Consider the following 19,824-nt stretch of genomic DNA (forward strand, 5'->3'; position numbering starts at 1 on the left):
GGTAGACACGACCCATGCCGAGGCCGCGACGCATCGCACCGTACGCCGGCGGCCGGCCCCGCCCCGGCGTGTCACGCCTCGTCGCCGTCGCAGTACTCGCCGCGGTTCCCGTACTGGTGGCCGGCTGCGCGCGCCACCGGCTCGCGCAACCGGTCGAGGTGACCGGCAGCCCGGCGCCGAGCGCCAGCGCGGGCGGGTGCCCGTCGACGACCGCGGGCACGAACCCCGGCGTACCGCAGCCGTCCGCCACGGCGCCGGCACCCGCGCCGACGCCGGGCCTGCCGTCCGGGACACCGGTCCGGCCGGGCGGCACCGGTACGAGGGGCGGCGGTTTCCCCGGCCCCGCCGGCGGTACGACGGGCGGCCCGTTCCGCGGACCCGCCGGCGGCGGTGCGGGCGGCGAGGGCACCCCCACCGCCGATCCGGCCACCCCCGGCGGTACGGCCACCTTCGGGCCCGGCGACACGACAGCGCCCGGGGACACGGCGGCGCCCGGGGTCACGACAGCGCCCGGGGACACGACGGGGCCCGGCGGTACGACGGCGCAGCCGTGCCGTACGCCGGAGGGTTCGGTACCGCTCGGCCAGGACCCCGTCGTACCGGGGGCGCCGGCGCCGGGCGTCACGCAGCCGGTGCCGCAGCCGGTGAGTACGGCGTGCCCGGCGGGATCGCCGTCCGCGCGGGAGATCCTGGCGGTGGCGAGGCAGCGCTCGGGCGGCTCGCTGCCCGCCGGCACCACCGTCGGTACGCCGCGCTGCGCGGACGACTACCTGGTGGCCGACCTGGTCGCGCCGAAGGCCGGCACCGTACGGGTCGTCATGCGGCACGCGGCGACCGGCTGGCGGGTCGTCGCCGTCGGCTCGTACCCGTGCCGTGACCTGGCCACCGCCCCGCCCGCGGCCCGTACCCTGCTCGCCTGCTCCTGAGCGCGGTCAGGCGGTGCCGACCTCGGCGCGGGAGTACGAGCCGCGGTCGGCGACCATCAGCCACTCGTCGCGCGCCACGCCCTCGTGCACCTCCGCGCCGGGCACCAGCCGCACCCGCCGGAACCCGACCTTCGCGTACGCCCGCTGGGCCCGGTAGTTGTGCGCCATGGCGGCGAGCGCGACGCGGCGGGCGCCGACCGTACCGAAGAGGTGGCCGAGCAGCAGGCGGACCATCCGGGAGCCGAGGCCGGTGCCCCACAGCTCGGGCCGCCCGACGAACACGTCCAGCCCGTACGGATTGTCCAGTGTGGACAGTCCGAGTACGGAGGCGTCGGTGGCGTGGTCGCGCCAGCGGTAGAACTGCACGTAGCCGACCGGTACGCCGTCGAGTTCGGCGATCAGGCAGGTGGTGGCCGAGTCGGCGGCCAGCCGCGGCTGGTACTTCGCGGTCACGTCGAGCAGCGACATCGGCCGGTCCCGCCCGCCGAACCAGGTCAGCACCCGCGGGTCGGACAGCCACCGCGCCATCGTCGCGAAGTCGTCCGCGCGCATCGGCCGCAGCGCCAGCTCCCCGTCGACCAGCGTGTCCATCCGCCCATGGTGCCCGACGCCCCGCCGGGTACCGCACCGGGCGAGGTACCCCGGGTGGCGGTGGCGCGGGCGCCACCTGCTCGTACGCGGGGTGTCCCTGCGTGGTATCGGAGGGTTTCGTGGCAGGATGCCGGGCGTGCCGCTCAGCGAGAACGCCTCGGGTGCCGGTCGCTTCCACGCCGACCTGCACATCCACTCGAAGTACTCGCGTGCCTGCAGCCGCGACTGCGACCTTGAGCACCTGGCGTGGTGGGCCCGGCGCAAGGGCATCGGCCTGCTCGGTACGGGTGACTTCACCCACCCCGCCTGGTACGCGCACCTCACGGAGAACCTGGTCGAGGCCGAGCCCGGCCTGTACCGGCTGCGTCCGGAACTGGAGCGGGCGGTCGACCAGAAGCTGCCGCCGGCCTGCCAGGGGCCGACCCGGTTCATGCTGTCGGTCGAGGTGTCGACCATCAAGAAGCGGGACGGCCTGACCCGCAAGGTGCACCACCTGATCTACCTGCCGGACCTGGGCGCCGCGCAACGCTTCAACACCGCGCTGTCCGGCATGGGCAAGAACCTCGCCGCCGACGGCCGGCCCATCATCGGCCTCGACCCGCGCGACCTGCTGGAGGTCACGCTGTCGGCCAGCCCCGACGCGTACCTGGTGCCGGCGCACGTGTGGACGCCGTGGTTCGCGGCGCTCGGGTCGAAGTCCGGGTTCGACGCGATCGAGGACTGCTACGGCGATCTCGCCGGGCACGTGTTCGCGATCGAGACCGGCCTGTCGTCGGACCCGGCGATGAACTGGCGCGTCTCCGCCCTCGACCGGTACGCGCTGGTCAGCAACTCCGACGCGCACTCGCCGCCGGCGCTCGGCCGGGAGGCCACCACCTTCACCACCGGGTACGACTACGGCGCGGTCCGCGACGCGCTGCGTACGCGGGAGGGGTTGGCGGGGACGATCGAGTTCTTCCCCGAGGAGGGCAAGTACCACCTGGACGGGCACCGCAAGTGCGCCGTACGGCTGGAGCCGGCGGAGACGAAGCGGCTCGACGGTCGCTGCCCGACCTGCGGCAAGGCCCTGACCGTCGGCGTACTGCACCGCGTCGAGGCGCTCGCCGACCGGCCCGCCGGGTACCGGCCGGAGGGGGCGGCGGGCTTCCACAACCTGGTGCCGCTGCCGGAGATCCTGGGCGAGATCCACGGGGTCGGGCCGCGCAGCAAGACCGTCGACGGCAAGGTCGTGTCGCTGCTCGCCGAGCTGGGTTCCGAGCTGTCCATCCTGACCGAGGTACCGGTGGACGAGGTGGCGCGGGTGGGCGGCGTCGAGCTGGGCGAGGCGGTGTCCCGGCTGCGCCGGGGCGAGGTGCACCGCGCCGGCGGGTACGACGGGGAGTACGGGACGATCTCCCTGTTCGAGCCGGGCGAGCTGCGCGGCGCGAGCGGCGGTACGGACGCGCTGTTCGACCTGGCGCCGAGCCCCCGGGTACGCCGCCCGCTCACCGCCGGCGCGCCGAAGCCCCGGCCCGTACCGCGGCAGCGGCCGGTACCCGAGCAGGACGAGCTGCTGACCGAGGACGGCACCGCGCCGCCGGAGGCGCTGACCGGCCTCGGCCACGTCGAGCCGGTACTGACCGGCATGGAGCGTCTCGGTACCGGACTGCTCGACCTGCTCGACCCGGACCAGAAGGCCGCCGCGCAGGTCACCGACGGCCCGGTGCTCATCATCGCCGGCCCCGGTACGGGCAAGACCCGGACGCTGATCCAGCGGCTCGGCCACCTCATCGCCGAGTGCGACGTACCGGCGCAGCAGTGCCTGGCGGTGACGTTCACCCGGCGCGCGGCGGACGAGATGCGGGAACGGCTGCGGTTCCTGCTGGCGGGCCGGTTCGCCGCCGACGGCGGTACGTCCGCGGGTCGGTCGGCGGAGTCCCGGTCCCGCGCGGCCGTCGAGGCGAACGGCGCGACCGTGTCGACGTTCCACGCGCTGGGGCTGTCGATCCTGCGCGAGCACGCCCCGCGGCTGGGGCTGACGCCGGAGTTCCGGATCGCCGACTCGGACGAGCAGCTGGACGCGGTGGGCGAGGCGGCCGGGCTGCCCGACGACGAGACGGTGCAGGCGCGGCGGCTGCTGCGTCAGCTGCACGAGTTCCGGCGGCCGGCGCCGGCCGGGGCCGAGCGGCCCGGCGAGGACCTGACCGACCTGCTCATCGACTACACGAAGGCGTTGCGGGCGCGCGACCTCGTCGACGTGGACGAGCTGGTCAGCCTGCCGGTACAGCTGCTGTCGGCGGACGAGACGCTGGTCGCGGCGTACCGGCAGCGGTTCACGCACGTGTTCGTGGACGAGTACCAGGACGTGGACGAGCAGCAGTACCGGCTGCTGCGGTTGCTGTGCCCGCCGACCGGGAACCTGTGCGCCATCGGCGATCCCGACCAGTCGATCTACTCGTTCCGCGGCGCCGACGTGGGCTACTTCCTGCGCTTCCGGGAGGACTTCCCGACCGCGACGGTGGTGCGGCTGACCCGCAACTACCGCTCCACGGCGCCGATCCTGGCCGCTGCCGTGCAGGCGATCGCGCCCGGCACCCTCGTCGCCGACCGTACGTTGGCGCCCGCGCGGCGCGGCGCCATCAACGGCGCCCGCATCACGCGGTACGTGGCGACGAGTCCGGCCGACGAGGCCGAGTACGTGGCCCGGACCGTCGACCAGCTGGTCGGCGGTTCGTCGTTCCACGCCATCGACACGGGCCGGGTCGACGGCCGGGACGGTCCGCTCGGCGGCGTCGGGTTCGCCGACATCGCCGTGCTGTACCGGACGGACGCGCAGGCCGCGCCGGTGATCGACGCGCTGTCGCGGGCGGGCGTACCGGTGCAGAAGCGCTCGCACGACCGGTTGCTGGACCGGCCCGGCGTCGCCGCCATCGCCGACGAGCTCCGGTACGCGACGGGCATCGACGGCGCCATCGCCGCCCGCGTCCGCCTCACCGCCCAGGTACTCGCCGGGCACGCCGCGGCGGGCGCCATGCGCGCCGGCGACGACACGTACGCGGGGCCGCCGGTGACCGAGGGGGACATCCACAACGCGGTCGAACTGCTGATGCCGCTCGCCGCGCGGTGCGGCGCCGACCTGCCGATGTTCCTGTCGGAACTGGCGACCGGCGCCGAGGTCGACACCTGGGATCCCCGCGCGGACCGGGTCACGCTGCTGACCCTGCACGCCAGCAAGGGGCTGGAGTTCCCGGTGGTGTTCCTGGTCGGCTGCGAGGACGGGCTGCTGCCGCTGCGGCTGCCCGGCCGGGAACCGACGCCCGAGCAGCTCGCGGAGGAGCGCCGGCTGCTGTTCGTCGGCATCACCCGCGCCCAGGACCGGCTCTACCTGTCGCACGCGGCGAGCCGGCAGCGGCGCGGCGCGGCCGAACCCCAGCCGGCTCCGGAATCGCCCTACCTGTCCGCGATCGACCCCCGACTGTACGACCGGCTCGGCGAGGACCCGGCGCCCCGTAGGCCCCGCGCGCGGCAGTTGCGTCTGATCTGAACTGACCGGCGGTGACGGTCCGGGAACGATCGGGTGCGTTCCCCGGCCACAGTGATCAGGACTGGGCAGGCCACGTTACCGTGACGGGACCGGCCGTACGCCTCGCCCCGGCGTACCGGTCATATCGGAGCAGGCGCCCGCGCCGATGGCCGGCGGCCGATCGAGGAGGAACGATGTCGAACTACGGTCCGCCCGGCGGCGGGTACCCGGGCCAGCCGCAGGATCCGTGGCAGCAGGGCGGGCAGCCGGGGCAGCCCGGCCCCGGCGGCGGTTACGGCGCGCCGTACGGCGAACCCCAGCCGCCGCAGTACAACCAGGAGCCCCAGCAGTACCAGCAGTACGGCCAGGACCCGTACGGTCAGCCGCAGTACGGCCAGGATCCCTACGGCCAGCCCATGTCCGGCCCGCCCGGTGGCCCGATGTCCGGCCCGCCCGGCGGTCCCATGTCGGGGCCGCCGATGTCCGGTGGGCCCGGTGGCCCGGGGATGCCGCCGCAGGGCCCCCCGCCGTACGGGACGCCCGGCTGGCAGGGCGGGCCGTACCAGGAGCCGCCGAAGAAGAGCAAGGGCCCGCTGATCGGCATCATCATCGGTGTCGTCGTCCTGGTCGTGCTCGCCGGCTGCGGCATCGGCGCGTACGCGATCTTCAGCGGCGGTGACAAGCCGGACCCGTCGCCGTCGGCGTCCGCGACGGAGTCGCCCTCGGAGAGTCCGTCGCCGTCGGACAGCCCGTCGCCGTCCGACTCGCCGAGCCCGAGCGAGACGTCCGACGCGTACACGGTCCAGGAGGGCCAGTGCGTCACCAACGACGGCACCGACAGCAGCCCCGAGCTGCGCATCGTCACGTGCAAGTCGGGGACGTACAAGGTGCTGAAGCGGTACGACGGCACCGCCGACACCAGCAAGTGCGACAGCGTGTCGGGCTCCGACACGACGTACTACCTGAAGCACGACTCGTCGATGTCGGATCTGGACTTCGTGCTCTGCATGCAGAAGCAGTGACCGCGTCGTAGTCGCCACACCACCGCCCGTCGAGGTTTCGGCCCCGGCGGGCGGTGTGTGCGCAGCCACGTGATCCGGCCCGTTACCGTTGCTGTCCTGTTCGCGCGAGGAGGATCCATGTCGCAGTACGGACCGCCCGGTGGTAACGGCCCGTTCGGCCAGCCCGAGGGTTCGTGGCCGGGCCAGCCCGGGCAGCCGGGTCAGCCCGGCCAGCCGGACCAGCCGCCGCCGTACCCGGGGGCGCCGGGCTCCGGTGGGCCGAGCGGTGCCGGTGGCTTCGGCGGCCCGCCGCCCCCGCCCGGCGGCGACCCGTTCGGTTCGCCGGTGCCGAGTCTCAGCCCGACGAGCGAGTTCGGTGCGGGACAGCCGCCGTTCAGTTCGCCGCCGTTCGACGGCCCCGGCGCTCCGGCCGGATCGGCGCCGCCGTGGCAGCCGCAGCCCGAGCCGAAGAAGGGCAAGGGCGGCCTGATCGCGATCGTCATCATCGTGGTCGTCGTCGTACTCGGCGCCGGCGGCGCAGGCTGGTACTTCTTCCTCGGCCCCGGCAAGTCCGACAAGAGCACGAGCGCCAAGGGTGGCGACGGCAAGAAGTCGGCGTCGCCGACGCCGAGTTCGGCCAGCAAGGCGGCCGCCGTCAAGAAGGGCGACTGCGTCGTCCCGGACAAGGCGAAGAACTCGGTGCAGCCGTCGGCGTGCTCGGCGAGCGGCGCGCTCAAGGTGATCGACCGGCTCGACGGCACCAACGACCGGAAGAAGTGCCCGTCCCCGCAGACGAACTACTACTACGTGTTCAACGACATGAAGGACAACAAGGAGTCCTTCGTACTCTGCCTCGCCACCCAGAAGTGACCGCGCGGGCGCGCCGACGGCCGTAATCGCATCGCCGTCCGGCGCGCCCCGCTCGTAGGATCCCGGCCGTGACCGACGCCGGGGGACCGCTGCGCATCACCTCCTTCCGGTGGTACCTGTCGGCCCGGCTGGTCGCCGTCGTGGGCAACGCGGTCGCGCCGATCGCCGTCTCCTTCGCCGTACTCGACCTCACCGGGTCGGCCGCCGACCTCGGCCTGGTACTCGCCGCCCGCAGCGTTCCGCTGGTGGTGTTCCTGCTGTTCGGCGGGGTGCTGGCGGACCGGCTGCCGCGGCACCTGGTGATGGTCGCCGGCAGCGTCGTCTCGTTCGCCTCGCAGGCCGTCGCCGCGGCGCTGCTGCTCGGCGGGCACGCGTACGTCTGGCAGATCCTCGTCGCGGAGGCCGTCAACGGCGCGGCCAGCGCGTTCATCATGCCGGCGATGGCCGGTGTCGTACCCCAGCTCGTACCGCGGGGGCTGCTGCAGCAGGCCAGCGCGCTCGGCGGGTTCGTACGCAACGGCGGCATGGTGCTGGGCGCCGCGTTCGGCGGGATCCTGGTCGCGGCACTGGGATCCGGTTGGGGCGTGGCCGTCGACGCGGCGTCGTTCGGGGCGGCCGCGCTCCTGCTCCTCCGCGTACGCCCGCCCGCGGACGACGCACCGGCCCCCGGCGGCACCGTACTGCGGGAGCTGCGGGACGGCTGGCGCGAGTTCCGGTCGCGTACCTGGCTGTGGGTGGTGGTGCTGGGTTTCGGCGTCCTCAACGCGATCGAGGCCGGCGGCTGGAACACGCTCGGCCCCGTCATCGCCGACGACACCGTCGGCCGCGGCGCGTGGGGTCTCGTCCTTGCCGCCCAGTCGATCGGGCTGGTCCTCGCCACGCTGGCCATGCTGCGGCTACGGTTCGCGCGACCGCTGCGGGCCGGGCTCATCGGCATCGCCGCGCTGGTTCCGCAGCTCGCCGTCCTCGCGCTGTACCCCACGACCTGGGTGCTGCTGCCGGTGTCGCTGCTTGCCGGGTTCGGCATCGGCATGTTCGACGTCGCCTGGGAGACCGCGCTCGGCACACACGTCCCGCTCGACCGGCTCTCCCGCGTCTCCGCGTACGACGGGCTCGGGTCGCTCCTCGCCCTCCCGCTCGGGCAGGTCGTCGCCGGCCATCTCGGCGCCACCTACCCACCCCGCCTCCTGGTACTCGCCGGCTCCGTCCTGCTCGCCCTCGTCCTCGCCGCCGTACTCGCCAGCCGGGACGTGCGGACACTCCCCGCCACCAGCGGTGGCAAGCTGGCCGGGTGAGCACAGCCTTCCCGGTCGCCGACCCGATCGCGTACCTCACCGGGCGGTGGACGCTCGACCGGCACATCACCGACCTGTCCACCGGCGGCACCGGCACGTTCACCGGCATCGGCGAGTTCCGCCCCGACGGCCCCGACCTCGCGTACAGCGAACGCGGCGAACTGCGCTTCGGCGGCCACGTCGGACCCGCCTGGCGCGCCCTCACGTACCGAGCCAGCGGCGACGGGCTGCGCGTCGAGTTCGACGACGGCCGCCACTTCCACGACCTCGACCTCCGTACCGGCACATGGACGGTGACGCACCCGTGCCGCGCCGACGCGTACGCCGGGGAGTTCCGGGTGACGTCCGCCGACCACTGGGTACAGGACTGGCGCGTCACCGGCCCGGCGAAGGACCTCCGCCTGCACACCACGTTCACCCGCGCCTGACCTGCGCTCCCGCCGCCCTGCGCGGTACGGCTCGGCGGTCCGGGCGGCTGTGTTTCGCCCAGGCCGGCGGTGGGCGCGTGGCCGTGTTCGTCTGGTGTGTCGCCGGCCTTGTGGTCCGGCCGAGCGCGGTCCGGCCGGAAACGTGTTCGTTTGGCGTGCCGCCCGGTTCGGCGGCTGCTGAACTGCGGCCCGAACGCCGGCATGATGTTCGTCTCTCGGCTCTTGTACGTATGGCCAGCCCGTTCGGCTCGGTCGCCGGCCAGCGGCGTTCGGCTGGTGTACGGGCACGTCAGCGACGTCGGTCGGATCGTCGCTGACAGTGGGGCCAACCACGCCGAAGGGGACGTCGTTGGCCGGGTACGGCGCCCGGTACGAGAGCGGGAGTTGATCTTGCGCCGCCGATTGTTCAATTGTCTCATTGTTCAACAGTTCAATTGTTCAACAATTGGACAGTTGAACAATCGATAGGTGTCAATTTAGATCCGCCCGTTGCCCGTTGCCCGTTGCCCGGCCCGCCTACCCGCCCAGCCCGCCGGTGCCGTACCGCTCGCTGACGCGACGTCCCCCAGGCGTGCGCCCGCGGCACCGCCCAGGCCGGCCAGGTGTTTGCAAAGCTGGTACGTTTGCAAACCATGACGACGGAGGACCGCCCGGTGGACGCCGCGCTGGTGCATCCGGTCCGGGCGGCGCTGCTCGATCTGGTGCGTGAGCTGGGCACGGTCACGTCGACCGAGGCGGCGCGGCGGCTCGGGCACAGTACGGGGCTCTGTTCGTTCCACCTGCGTCAACTCGCGCGTTTCGGCTACATCGAGGAGGCGCCGGCCCGGGGGCGGATCCGACCGTGGCGCCTGCGTACGGTGCGGTCTGCTCCGGTCGGTGCTGGTCTCGGCACCCTGTCCGTCGAACTGGAGGACGAGGGGTACCGCCGGTGGCTGGCTCGGCGTGACGATGCCCCGCGTCGCTGGCGGCGGGACGCGGCCGACAGTGCCGTGCTGTACCTGACGCCGGACGAGCTGACGGCGGTGGCGGGCGAGATCCGCGCCGTCCTCGACCGGTACTCCGAGCGTGAGCACGATCCCGCCGCCCGGCCCACCGGCGCCGGCCCGGTCGGCGCCGTCACCCGCCTCTTCCCGTTGCTACCGGAGATCCGGACCGCGGGCGCACCGCACGCCGACGACACATCCGGCCACCGTCCCCGCGCCGCCGCCAAGCGCCTGCCCGCGGATCGCGAACGTCCGGGCGAGCAGCAGGCGAAGCGCCTGTCCGCTGGTCGGAAGCGTACGGCGGATGGCGAGGCGAAGCGGCTGGACGCGGGGCGGCGTGCCGAACGGTCGCGGGACCACGACGACCACACCGGGCGCCGGCCCGGGGAGTACTCCGTCGAGAACAGGACGAAGGACGAGGCATGAGCATCCAGGAGATCCGTACGTTCGGCGACCCGGTGCTGAAGACGCCGTGCGAGCCGGTGACGTCGTTCGGCCGGCGTACGGCGGAGTTGGTCACGGATCTGCTGGAGACGGTGGAGGAGCCGGGCCGGGCGGGGCTCGCCGCGAACCAGATCGGCGTGAACGTGCGGGCGTTCAGCTACAACGTCGACGACGCCTTCGGGTACGTGTTGAACCCGGAGATCGTCGAGCTGTCGGACGAGTGGCACGAGCTGGACGAGGGGTGCCTGTCGGTGCCGGGGTTGTGGTTCCCGACCCGCCGTGCGGTACGGGCGGTGTGCCGCGGCGTCGACCTGCGCAACGAGCCGGTCGTCGTACGCGGGGTGGACGTGCTGGCGCAGTGTCTCCAGCACGAGACCGACCATCTCGACGGCCTGCTGTACCTGGACCGGCTGGAGCCGCAGGTCCGCCGTTCCGCCATGCGGGAGGTACGCCGGGCGGACTGGTTCATGCCCGGCATGTCGCAGCCGGTCGGCGCCCCCTGGCGCCTGGGCTGACACTCCCGCTCGACCCAGCACCTCGGCGGCGGCTCGGGCTCGTCACCGGAGGCCGTCCCGGTCATGCAGGTGCTTGATCTCCTGCCACGGCCGGGCGACGGCGCAACCCGAAGCGGCGCCCCACCCCGGTGCGGCGCCTTGGCCCGGGGCGGCGCCCCAACCCGCACTCCGGCCCAGGCCGATGTGGTGCCGCGGGCCCGTTGTCCACAGGCCCAGTGCGTCGTCCACAGCCTTGTGCAGCAAGGGATCCAACCCGACTAGACTTGTCGCCGGGGTGCCCCCCTTTGGGAGGGCGGGGGCTGTCCACGGGGTGTTTTCGCGAACCGCACCCCGAGCCGAACCGCACCCGAGGCGCGCGTCAGCCCGACCCGGGCAGTACGCGGGTCGCGCGGTAGTGGTAGCCGTCCTGGTCGGCCTTCTCGTACTCGAAGGTCACGGGTTGGCCGATGGACAGTTCGCGGTAGCCGTCCATCTCGATGACGGAGAAGTGCACCCAGGCGGGTTCGCCTTCGGGCAGGGCGTCGGCCGTGATGAGGCCCCAGCCTTGCTCCGAGTCGAAGAACATCGCGGTCCCGTCGATCACGGTGTACCCCCCAAGAACCGTCCGGACCCCGCATCATGCCAGGGTCGCCGAACGGGTCAGTTGCCGGGAAGCTCCGGGTATCCGGGCCCGCCGAGGAACTTCTTGCGGGTGGTGGACAGCGCCTTGGCTGCCGCGTAGCCGCTGCCGGCGCCGACGAGCAGACCGACGATGTCGGAGAACGCGCCGCCACCGGTGAGGGCGAGTCCGATGATCGCGCCGACGGTGGCGAGGATGGCGACCGGCCAGCGTCCGCGTACGAACCGCTGTACCGGCTCGCCGCCGGTCCGCTTCTTCGCGGCCGACCCGAGAACCAGCAGGTATCCGTCGTGGCCGAGCGCGACCAGCAGGCCGACAACGGCAACGATCGTCGCGATGAGGTCGATGATGGAGCCCATGAGTCCAGTGTGCGCGCCCGGAGCCGTGCCGCCATGGTGCTGGCACCCTGAAAGGACCCCGAGTTTGCCGGCGGAGGGTGGTCGTGATGCCTGACTCCCGACCGTACGTGGTGCTCAGCGCCGCGATGTCCGTCGACGGCTACCTGGACGACGCGGGCGATTCCCGGCTGGTCCTGTCGAGCGAGGCCGATCTGGACCGGGTCGACGCGGTACGGGCGGAGTGCGACGCGATCCTCGTCGGCGCGAACACGGTACGCCGGGACGACCCGCGGCTGATGGTCACGCCGGTCCGGGCCGAGCATCGTACGGCGGAGGGTCGGCCGCCGCAGCCGCTCAAGGTCACAGTGACCCGGCGCGGCGAGCTGCCGCCCGACGCCCGCTTCTTCACCGCCGGCCCCGCCTCGAAGCTCGTGTACGCGCCGAGTGCGGTCGCGGCGCGCCTTGTCGACGCGCTGGCCGGGTCGACGACGGTGGTGGACGCGGGCGAGGAGGTCGATCTCGGCGCGATCCTGGCCGACCTGTCGGCGCGCGGTGTGGGCCGGCTGCTGGTGGAGGGCGGCGGCGCGGTGCACACGTGGTTCCTGACCGCTGGCCTGGCGGACGAGCTGCACCTGGTCGTGGCGCCGCTGTTCGTGGGGCACGCGGACGCGCCGCGGTTCGTCGGGCCCGGGGAGTACCGGTGGGATGCGAAGCACCGGATGCGGCTGGCGGAGACGCGCCGGCTGGGCGATGTCGTACTGCTGCGGTTCCTGCTGGGGGTGCCGGATGAGTGACGCGGACCGGTACTGGCTGCGCGTGGCGGTCGAGGAGGCGCGGCACTGTCCGCCGTCGACGGGCGCGTTCTCGGTGGGTGCGGTGGTCGTCGCGGCGGACGGCACGGAACTGGCCCGCGGGTACTCCCGGGAGGTGGACGAGCACGTGCACGCGGAGGAGTCGGCGCTGGCGAAGCTGGGTGGGTCGGCGCCGGGGGCGACGGTGTACAGCTCGCTGGAGCCGTGCAGCCGGCGGAGGTCGCGGCCGCGCACGTGTACGCAGCTGATCGTGGCGTCGGGGGCGGCGCGGGTGGTGTTCGCGTGGCGGGAGCCGGCGCTGTTCGTGGACTGTCACGGCGCGGAGGAGCTGGCGGCGGCGGGCCTGACGGTGGTGGAGCTGCCGGAGCTGGCGCCGCTGGTACGGGAGGTCAACGCGCATCTGCCGGGGCTTGACAGTACTGGCTAATGACATTAGCTTTATGGCTATGACGAACGCGCAGTTCCTCGAGGTGCCCGGCGGACGGCTCGGCTACGACGTGCAGGGCCCGGCCGACGGGCCGCTGGTGGTGTGCGCGCCCGGGATGGGCGACATCCGGCAGATGTACCGGTTCCTGACGCCGCGGCTGGTCGCCGCCGGATACCGGGTGGCGACCGTCGACCTGCGCGGCCACGGCGACTCCACCGGCCGCTGGGACAGCTACGCGCCGGAGGCCGTCGGCGCCGACCTGCTCGCCCTCGTCGACCACCTCGGCGGCCCCGCCGTCCTCGTCGGCACGTCGTACTCGCCGAGCAGCGCGGTGTGGGCCGCCGCCCGCGAGCCGAAGAAGGTCGTCGGCCTGGTCCTGATCAGCATGTTCACCTCGAACCCGGCGATGAACCCGCTGCTGCGCCTGATCAGCGGCCAGGTCATGAGCCGCGTCCCGCTCTGGCTCACGTACTACAAGTCGCTGTACGCGACGCTGCCGGCGGACTTCGCGGAGTACCGGGGGATGGTGCGGGCGGGGCTGAAGCGCAACGGCATGACCGCGGTGAGGGCGATGGGCCTCGCCGACAAGTCCGAGGCGAACGCCGCGATCGCCGCGGTCGACTGCCCCACGCTGGTGCTGTACGGCTCGAAGGACCCCGACTTCCCCGACCCGGCCGCGCAGGCCGAGGAGGCCCGCCGGTTGCTGCCGCACGCCACGGTCGAGATCATCGACGGCGTGAAGCACTACCCGGCCGCCGAGTCGCCCGACGCCGTCGCCCCGTCCGTACTGGCGCTGTTGAAGGCGGCGTTCGATGCCTAGGGCCGGGCTGAACGGTGACGCGGTCGTCGACGCCGCCCTCGCCGTACTCGACGAGCACGGGGTGGACGGGTTGACGCTCGCCGCGGTCGCCGCGCACACCGGTGTCGCCACCCCCTCGCTGTACAAGCACGTCAAGGGGCTGGGGCCGTTGCGCGACCAGGTCGGCGTACGGGTGCTCGACGAGTTGGGTGCCCGCTGCGCGGACGCGGCGATGGGCCGCAGCCGGGACGACGCGCTCGCCGCCGTCCTGCACGCCTACCGGTCGTACGCGGTGGACCATCCGCAGCGGTACGCGGCGCTGCCGCAGCGGCCCGGTACCGATCCGGAGCTGACCCGGGCCGGCGAGAGCGTGGTGCTGGTGTTCGCCGCCGTGCTCCGCGGGTACGGCGTCGAGGGCGCGGACGCGATCCACGTGATCCGCGGGCTGCGGGCGGCCGCGCACGGCTTCGTGCAGTTGGAGATCGGCGGCGGGTTCGGGCGGCCGGAGAAGATCGACGACAGCTTCCAGGCCCTGGTGGACACGCTGGTCGCCGGCCTGCACGCGCACATCGACCGCGCCGGTCGGTAGCGCGCTCTACGCCGATCTAGCGGTGACGCTAGACAGCCGGATACGGCGCGAGGTACGTGACCGTCCGGTCCACGTACGTGAAGCCGAGGTCCCGGTAGAGCACGCCCGGCACCGGGTATCCCGGGTCGCCGCGCGGGCAGACGAGCGCGCGCGTGGCACCGGCGCGGCGCAGCGCGTGCAGGCCGGCGAGGCAGACGCGGCGGGCCAGCCCGCGCCGCCGGAACCGTGGATCGGTGCCGACCGGTTCGAGCAGCCCGACCCGGTTCGCCTCGTCCAACCAGAGCAGGCAGTACGCGGCGATCGTGCCGTCCACCTCGGCCACCAGATCCAGATCCGCCCGGTACGGCCAGGTCCCGGTGACGGCCCGGTGCCGCGCGGGGTCCGGCTCGCCCGGCGTACCGGGGGTGTGGCCGACGAGGTGGTCGAACGCGGCGCGGTGCGCGGCGGCGCGGGCCAGTACGTCGGCGTCGTCGGTCGGGTCGACCGGGCGTACGGCGGGGCCGGCGCCGAGCGGCGGTAACCCCGCCAGATCCCGTACCAGATGGTCGAACCAGGGGCCGTCGGCCACGCTCCAGCCGCGGCGGGTCAGCGCGTCGACGGCGGGCCGGTCGCCGGCCATCACCATCGTCTCCCGCGCGCCGGGCGCCCAGTCGAGTACCACGTCGGCGGCGTCGGCGGACGGGTCGGCGAGCCAGCAGAGTTCGCCGGCCTCCAGCCACGCCCACGCCACGGTCCGGCCGTCCCGCTCCCACCGCGCGGTCGGCCGCTCACGGCCCCGGTACGCGGCGCGCCCCCACGCCACGTCGCCCACGTGCCACCGCGCGCCGGGCGTCCACAGCCGCGCCGTCAACGCCTGCATCACGGGGAGGTCCGCGCCGTCCGTACGGATCACCGCGCCAGCCTCGCCGCCCCGGGTACGCCGCGCAACGCGGTTTCGCGCACGGTGTCGACGCGCCGGGCGAATCTACGGTTCGCGCTAGAACGCGCGATACGGTGCCAGACGTGGATCCGGTGCGGAACCCCTACGCGCCCGGTGCCGGACAGCGGCCGCCGGTGCTGGCCGGCCGTGACCGCGAGGTCGCCGCGTTCGACGTCGTACTCGAACGGGTCGCGCGCGGCCGGCCCGAGCGCAGCCTGGTCCTCACCGGCCTGCGCGGTGTCGGCAAGACCGTCCTGCTGAACGCGTTGCGCAGCCAGGCGATCGGCCGCCTGTGGGGTACCGGGAAGATCGAGGCGCGGCCGGACCAGGGGCTGCGCCGGCCGCTGTCCTCCGCGCTGCACATGGCGGTGCGGGAGCTGGCGCCGCGGCACCGCGCGCCGGACCGCATCGACGACTTCCTCGGCGTACTCAAGGCGTTCGCGTTGCGGTCCAACCCGCCGAACGCGAAGCTGCGGGACCGGTGGCAGCCGGGCATCGACGTACCGGCGGCGTCGGGGCGGGCGGACTCCGGCGACATCGAGATCGACCTGGTGGAGCTGTTCACCGACGCGGCCGGGATCGCGACCGACGTCGGTACCGGGATCGCGGTGTTCATCGACGAGATGCAGGACGTCGGGCTGGCGGACGCGTCGGCGCTGTGCGCGGCGTGCCACGAGTTGTCGCAGCTCGGCGGGCCGCTGATCGTGGTCGGCGCCGGCCTGCCGCACCTCCCGGCCGTACTCTCCGCCTCCAAGTCGTACTCGGAACGGCTGTTCCGGTACACCCGGATCGACCGGCTGGAGCCGGACGCGGCCGACCGGGCGCTGACCGCGCCGGCGAAGCGCGAGGACGTCGAGTTCGAGCCGTCCGCGCTGGCCCGGCTGTACGAGCTGTCCGGCGGCTACCCGTACTTCGTCCAGGCGTACGGGAAGGCGACGTGGGACAACGCGCCCGCGTCGCCGGTGACCGCCGCCGACGTCATGGTCGCCGCGCCGGAGGCCGAGGCCGAGCTCGCCGTCGGTTTCTTCGGCTCCCGGTACGACCGGGCCACGCCGGCCGAGCGGGAGTACATGCGGGGGATGGCCGAGCTGTCCGACACGGACGGCCCGGTGTCCACATCGGACATCGCGAAGTCGTTGGGGCGCAAGCCTTCCAGCCTCTCGCCGGCCCGCGACTCGCTGATCAAGAAGGGCCTGATCTACTCCGGCGAGCGCGGCACCGTCGCCTTCACCGTCCCGCACTTCGGCCGGTACCTGCGGACCCAGCCGGTCTGACCGTTCGATTCACGTGAAACATCACCGGGCCGGCGCGTACCGGGTGAGGAACGCGGTGATCGCCGTCCGCCCCGCCGCCGGCGCGTCGTACGTGGCGAGGTCGATGCCGTGCCGCGACCCCGGCACCACCACCTCGTGCCGGTACTCCGCCGGCACCGCCGCGGCGATCGCCCGTGCGTCCGCGGCCGGTACCCAGGTGTCCGTGGCGGCGCTCGCGACGAGCACCGGTACGCGCAGCTTCGGCGCCGCGGCCAGCACGTACGCCCGGCGCTCGGGGGACAGTGCGACGACCGCGTCGACCCGCGGCGTGATCCTCGTGGCGGCGACCAGCGCGTCCCGGGCACCGGCCGACGCGCCGACGAGTACGACGTGCGTGACGCCGCGCCGGCGCAGCTCGGCGACCGCGTGCGCGACGTCCGCGACCGTACCGTCCCGGGCGGTGTCGAAGCCCAGGTAGCGGCGGGTCGGATGCCGTTCGTCGCCGATCGCCGACGGCAGCGGGAACCAGCCGCACCAGTCCCGGTCGCTCTGGTTGACGAGGACGACACCGCTGGTGCCCGACCCGTACAGCGGGCCGTGCGCGTGATCGGCACCGAACGTGATGCGGGTGCCGCCCGCCTCCGGGCAGCTCGGCGACGGACTCGGCCGTACCGTCGCGGTCGGGTTCGCGCGGGTGGACGGGTGGGACGTGCCGCAGGCGGTCAGCGTGCAGCCGGCCAGCCCGACGAGGACCGCGAGCGTCAGTCTCCGCATCCGCCGACGGTACGGCCGCCCCGGTCGCACCCCGGTCACGGAACGGGATCAGGACAGCGCGCGCACCGCGTCCAGAACCTCCCCGCGGTACATGGCGCCGAACAGCGCGGTGTGCGCGAGCAGCAGGTGCAGCTGGTGCAGCGGGACACGCTCGGCCCAGCCGTCGGCCAGCGGCCAGACCTCGTCGTACGCGGCGAGGGTCCGGTCCACGTACGGCGAGCCGCCCCACAGGCGCAGCATCGCCAGGTCCGTCTCGCGGTGCCCGCCGGACGCCGCGGGGTCGACCAGCCACGCGCGGTCCGGCGCCCACACCACGTTCCCCGGCCAGAGGTCGCCGTGCAGCCGGGCCGGCGGTTCCGGCGGCCCGGCCAGCGCGCCGATCCGCGCCAGTACCGCCTCCACCCGGCCCGCGTCGGCGCCGTCCAGCGCGCCGTTGTCCACCGACCTCCGCAGGTACGGCCGGAGCCGGTGCTCGGCGAACCATGCCGGCCACGCCGGCCCGGGGCGGTTGTCCAGCGGGAGCGTGCCGAGGAAACCGTCCCGGTCCCCGCCGAACCGTGGTGCGCCCGCCCGGTGCGTCGCGGCCAGCTCCCGGCCGAACCGCTCCGCCGCGGCCGGCGACGGCTCGCCCTGCGGAATCCACGCCAGTACGAGCATGTCGTGCGTGACCGCCAGAACCTCCGGTACGGGTGCGCCGCCGGCCTCGCGCAGCCAGCGCAGCCCCGCGGCCTCCGCGTCGAAGAACCCGTCCGGCGCCGCCACCCGGCTCTTCGCGAACACGTCGGTACCGTCGTCCAGCGTCAGGCGCTCGGCCCGGCAGATCGACCCCCCGGACACCGGCGTCGTACGGATCCGCTGGTGCTTCAGGAACGTGGCGAGCTGGCCCGGGTGCTCGCGCAGGTAACCGAGGTCCACCCCGGCAGCGTACTGGCCGGCGCCGGGCGCCCGGGGTCACCGCACCGCCGCGCGGGCGTACCCGCAGGTGGGTGCGGGCATTGGGAGGCGCGGAGGCGGTCGGAAGAGTATGCAGAAGGCATGGCTGACACCGCGACCGGGACGCCGGTCACCACCCAGACCACGGTCCGCCCGTTCCGCCCGCTGGACCACCGCGCGTGCCGCGAGCTGTGGGCCGAGCTGACCGAGGACGACCGCCGACGCTACGACGCGCCGCGCGAGAACGACCCGGGCGCCGGGTTCGAGCACTTCGTGGCGCGGCTCGACCTGTCCGGGATGTGGGTCGCCGACCATGCCGAGGCGGGCGTGATCGGCTTCGTGGGCCTGGTACTGCACGGCCGGCGGGGCGAGGTGGACCCGATCGTCGTGGCCGAGCCGTACCGGGGGGCGGGGGTGGGGCACGCCCTGCTGGACCGGGTCGCCGCGGAGGCCCGCCGGCGCCGGCTGCGGCAGCTGTCCGTCTCGCCGTCCACCCGGAACATGGCCGCGATCCGGTCGTTCCGCCGCGCCGGGTACGACGTGCTCGCGCACGTGACGCTCACCCTCGACCTGACCGACTCCGCCCCGCCGCGCCGCGACGGCGTCGACCTGCACGGCCTGCGCTTCCGGTACTGACCGTCCTCTGTGGACGGTCGGTGCCGTCGCCCTCCGTGTACGCCTGGGGTATTTGGTCCGGGGATCGCCCGATCATGCCGTAACAGCTGTGGACAACCCGTCCACAGCCCACCGGGTACTGCTGGACGACCGTCGCGGCGACCCGGACGGTTGCCGCATGACCCGCGCTCCCGCCCCCGGCGGCACACCGACCCTCCGCGCCCACGGCGCCGCCGACCTGCTCGCCCTCGTTCCGTACCTGCTGGGGTTCCACCCGACCGACAGCCTCGTCGTCGCCGGCCTGCGGGACGCCCGGATCGTCTTCCTCTACCGCGCCGACCTGCGCGCCGGCCCCGACCCCGGCCGGCTCGCCGCCGCGCTGTCCGCCCAGGTCCTGACCGGTGTCGTCCTCGTCGGCTTCGGCCCGGACGAGGACGTCGGACCCGCCCTGCGCCGCCTCGCCACCATCCTCACCGGCGCCGGGCAGCACGTCCTCGACCGCCTGCGCGCCACCCGCGACCGCTACTGGTCGTACGTGTGCGCCGACCCGGGTTGCTGCCCGCCCGAGGGCCGCACGTACCGGTCGACCGCACGGTTCGGCGCCGGACCCGCCGAGCTGCCCGACCGCGCCGAGATCGCCCGCAGGATCGCGCCGGTGACCGGACCCGAGCGGGCCGCCATGTCCCGCGCCACCCGCGGCGCCGAGGCGCACGCCCGCGCCACGGTGGACGACGCGGCCGACCCGTCCGACGGCGTCACCCGCGTCATCGCCGAGAGCAGCGCCGCGGTCCGCACCGCCATCCGCCGGTACCAGGAGGATCCGGCCGCCCGGCTCACCGACGAGGAGGTGGCCTGGCTGGGCGTGGCGCTGTCCGTCACCCGGGTCCGCGACGAGGCGTGGTCGCTCGCCGACACCGGCGACCCGGACCGGCACCGTGCACTGTGGACGGACGTGGTCCGCCGCGTCGACCCGGCATACCTGCCGGCGCCCGCATCGCTGCTCGGGTTCCTGTGCTGGCGCCAGGGCGAGACCGGCTTCGGCCTCCTCGTACTCGGGCAGGCGCTCGCCGTCGACCCCGGGTACGGGATGGCGCTGCTGCTCTCGCAGGCGCTCGCCACCGGTATGCCGCCCGAGGCATGGAGTCCCGCGCCGGCCGACCCGGACCTGCCGTGACCCGGTGGACCGGTCTT

Annotated in this window: 21 protein-coding genes; 15 read left to right on the top strand and 6 right to left on the bottom strand. The window is 74.0% G+C overall.

The window, feature by feature from the left end; all coding sequences use genetic code 11:
• Positions 1-14: 14 nt before the first annotated feature.
• Positions 15-926, top strand: a complete 912-nt coding sequence (locus Aru02nite_RS21095) for a hypothetical protein (RefSeq protein ID WP_203660264.1) — start codon at positions 15-17, stop codon at positions 924-926.
• 6 nt (positions 927-932) lie between these two features.
• On the opposite strand, the gene Aru02nite_RS21100 is transcribed toward Aru02nite_RS21095, so the two are convergent.
• Complete coding sequence (locus tag Aru02nite_RS21100; RefSeq protein WP_203660266.1) at positions 933-1,517, bottom strand: GNAT family N-acetyltransferase; 585 nt, start codon at positions 1,515-1,517, stop codon at positions 933-935.
• Positions 1,518-1,644: 127 nt separating this feature from the next.
• On the opposite strand from Aru02nite_RS21100, the gene Aru02nite_RS21105 reads away from it, so the two are divergent.
• The 7 genes from Aru02nite_RS21105 to def all read left to right on the top strand — a co-directional run bounded on the left by Aru02nite_RS21105 (position 1,645) and on the right by def (position 10,555).
• On the top strand, positions 1,645-5,040 hold the full coding sequence (locus Aru02nite_RS21105; protein WP_203660268.1) for a UvrD-helicase domain-containing protein: 3,396 nt from the start codon (positions 1,645-1,647) through the stop codon (positions 5,038-5,040).
• A gap of 173 nt (positions 5,041-5,213) precedes the next feature.
• On the top strand, positions 5,214-6,041 hold the full coding sequence (locus tag Aru02nite_RS21110) for an LppU/SCO3897 family protein (protein WP_203660270.1): 828 nt from the start codon (positions 5,214-5,216) through the stop codon (positions 6,039-6,041).
• A gap of 117 nt (positions 6,042-6,158) precedes the next feature.
• The gene (locus tag Aru02nite_RS21115; protein WP_203660272.1) at positions 6,159-6,890 is read left to right on the top strand and encodes an LppU/SCO3897 family protein; all 732 of its coding nucleotides are present in this window, start codon (positions 6,159-6,161) and stop codon (positions 6,888-6,890) included.
• Between the two features lie 68 nt (positions 6,891-6,958).
• On the top strand, positions 6,959-8,185 hold the full coding sequence (locus Aru02nite_RS21120) for an MFS transporter (protein ID WP_203660274.1): 1,227 nt from the start codon (positions 6,959-6,961) through the stop codon (positions 8,183-8,185).
• A complete protein-coding gene (locus tag Aru02nite_RS21125) occupies positions 8,182-8,613 on the top strand; it encodes a DUF6314 family protein (RefSeq protein WP_203660276.1) in 432 nt (143 codons plus the stop codon). Before Aru02nite_RS21120 ends, Aru02nite_RS21125 begins: the two co-directional genes overlap by 4 nt.
• 632 nt (positions 8,614-9,245) lie before the next feature.
• Positions 9,246-10,022 carry a winged helix-turn-helix domain-containing protein gene (locus tag Aru02nite_RS21130; protein WP_203660278.1) on the top strand — a complete coding sequence of 259 codons (777 nt, stop codon included), beginning with the start codon at positions 9,246-9,248 and terminating at the stop codon, positions 10,020-10,022.
• Positions 10,019-10,555, top strand: a complete 537-nt coding sequence (gene def, locus Aru02nite_RS21135) for a peptide deformylase (protein ID WP_203660280.1) — start codon at positions 10,019-10,021, stop codon at positions 10,553-10,555. The genes Aru02nite_RS21130 and def overlap by 4 nt, the downstream gene beginning before the upstream one ends.
• Before the next feature lie 358 nt (positions 10,556-10,913).
• On the opposite strand, the gene Aru02nite_RS21140 is transcribed toward def, so the two are convergent.
• Together Aru02nite_RS21140 and Aru02nite_RS21145 are read right to left on the bottom strand one after the other, a co-directional pair.
• Positions 10,914-11,138, bottom strand: a complete 225-nt coding sequence (locus Aru02nite_RS21140) for a cold-shock protein (RefSeq protein ID WP_203660282.1) — start codon at positions 11,136-11,138, stop codon at positions 10,914-10,916.
• A gap of 56 nt (positions 11,139-11,194) precedes the next feature.
• A complete protein-coding gene (locus tag Aru02nite_RS21145) occupies positions 11,195-11,533 on the bottom strand; it encodes a hypothetical protein (RefSeq protein ID WP_203660284.1) in 339 nt (112 codons plus the stop codon).
• An 86-nt stretch (positions 11,534-11,619) separates the two neighbouring features.
• Between Aru02nite_RS21145 and Aru02nite_RS21150 the strand changes: the two genes are divergently transcribed.
• From Aru02nite_RS21150 to Aru02nite_RS21165, 4 genes are read left to right on the top strand one after another with little or no spacing between them, the layout of a single operon-like run.
• A complete protein-coding gene (locus Aru02nite_RS21150) occupies positions 11,620-12,306 on the top strand; it encodes a RibD family protein (RefSeq protein ID WP_203660286.1) in 687 nt (228 codons plus the stop codon).
• Positions 12,299-12,751, top strand: coding sequence for a cytidine/deoxycytidylate deaminase family protein (locus Aru02nite_RS21155; RefSeq protein WP_203660288.1), 453 nt, complete (start codon positions 12,299-12,301; stop codon positions 12,749-12,751). The genes Aru02nite_RS21150 and Aru02nite_RS21155 overlap by 8 nt, the downstream gene beginning before the upstream one ends.
• Positions 12,752-12,770: 19 nt before the next feature.
• Positions 12,771-13,571 carry an alpha/beta fold hydrolase gene (locus Aru02nite_RS21160; RefSeq protein ID WP_203660290.1) on the top strand — a complete coding sequence of 267 codons (801 nt, stop codon included), beginning with the start codon at positions 12,771-12,773 and terminating at the stop codon, positions 13,569-13,571.
• A complete protein-coding gene (locus tag Aru02nite_RS21165; RefSeq protein WP_203660292.1) occupies positions 13,564-14,139 on the top strand; it encodes a TetR/AcrR family transcriptional regulator in 576 nt (191 codons plus the stop codon). Before Aru02nite_RS21160 ends, Aru02nite_RS21165 begins: the two co-directional genes overlap by 8 nt.
• Positions 14,140-14,167: 28 nt before the next feature.
• Here Aru02nite_RS21165 and Aru02nite_RS21170 read toward each other — a convergent pair whose 3' ends face one another.
• Positions 14,168-15,031 (bottom strand): GNAT family N-acetyltransferase, encoded by an 864-nt coding sequence (locus tag Aru02nite_RS21170; RefSeq protein ID WP_203660294.1) that lies wholly within the window; start codon positions 15,029-15,031, stop codon positions 14,168-14,170.
• A 110-nt stretch (positions 15,032-15,141) separates the two neighbouring features.
• Between Aru02nite_RS21170 and Aru02nite_RS21175 the strand changes: the two genes are divergently transcribed.
• Complete coding sequence (locus Aru02nite_RS21175) at positions 15,142-16,332, top strand: DUF8462 domain-containing protein (protein ID WP_203660296.1); 1,191 nt, start codon at positions 15,142-15,144, stop codon at positions 16,330-16,332.
• A gap of 21 nt (positions 16,333-16,353) precedes the next feature.
• On the opposite strand, the gene Aru02nite_RS21180 is transcribed toward Aru02nite_RS21175, so the two are convergent.
• Positions 16,354-17,085, bottom strand: coding sequence for an alpha/beta hydrolase (locus Aru02nite_RS21180; protein ID WP_203660298.1), 732 nt, complete (start codon positions 17,083-17,085; stop codon positions 16,354-16,356).
• 48 nt (positions 17,086-17,133) lie between these two features.
• Entirely contained in the window at positions 17,134-18,000 is an 867-nt protein-coding gene (locus tag Aru02nite_RS21185; protein WP_203660300.1) for a fructosamine kinase family protein, read from the bottom strand.
• 120 nt (positions 18,001-18,120) lie between these two features.
• Between Aru02nite_RS21185 and Aru02nite_RS21190 the strand changes: the two genes are divergently transcribed.
• Both Aru02nite_RS21190 and Aru02nite_RS21195 read left to right on the top strand, forming a co-directional pair.
• A complete protein-coding gene (locus tag Aru02nite_RS21190; protein ID WP_203660302.1) occupies positions 18,121-18,654 on the top strand; it encodes a GNAT family N-acetyltransferase in 534 nt (177 codons plus the stop codon).
• A gap of 157 nt (positions 18,655-18,811) precedes the next feature.
• Positions 18,812-19,807 (top strand): DUF4192 domain-containing protein, encoded by a 996-nt coding sequence (locus Aru02nite_RS21195; protein ID WP_203660304.1) that lies wholly within the window; start codon positions 18,812-18,814, stop codon positions 19,805-19,807.
• Positions 19,808-19,824: the final 17 nt, after the last annotated feature.

The organism is Actinocatenispora rupis (genome assembly GCF_016861975.1).
Lineage (GTDB): Bacteria > Actinomycetota > Actinomycetes > Mycobacteriales > Micromonosporaceae > Actinocatenispora > Actinocatenispora rupis.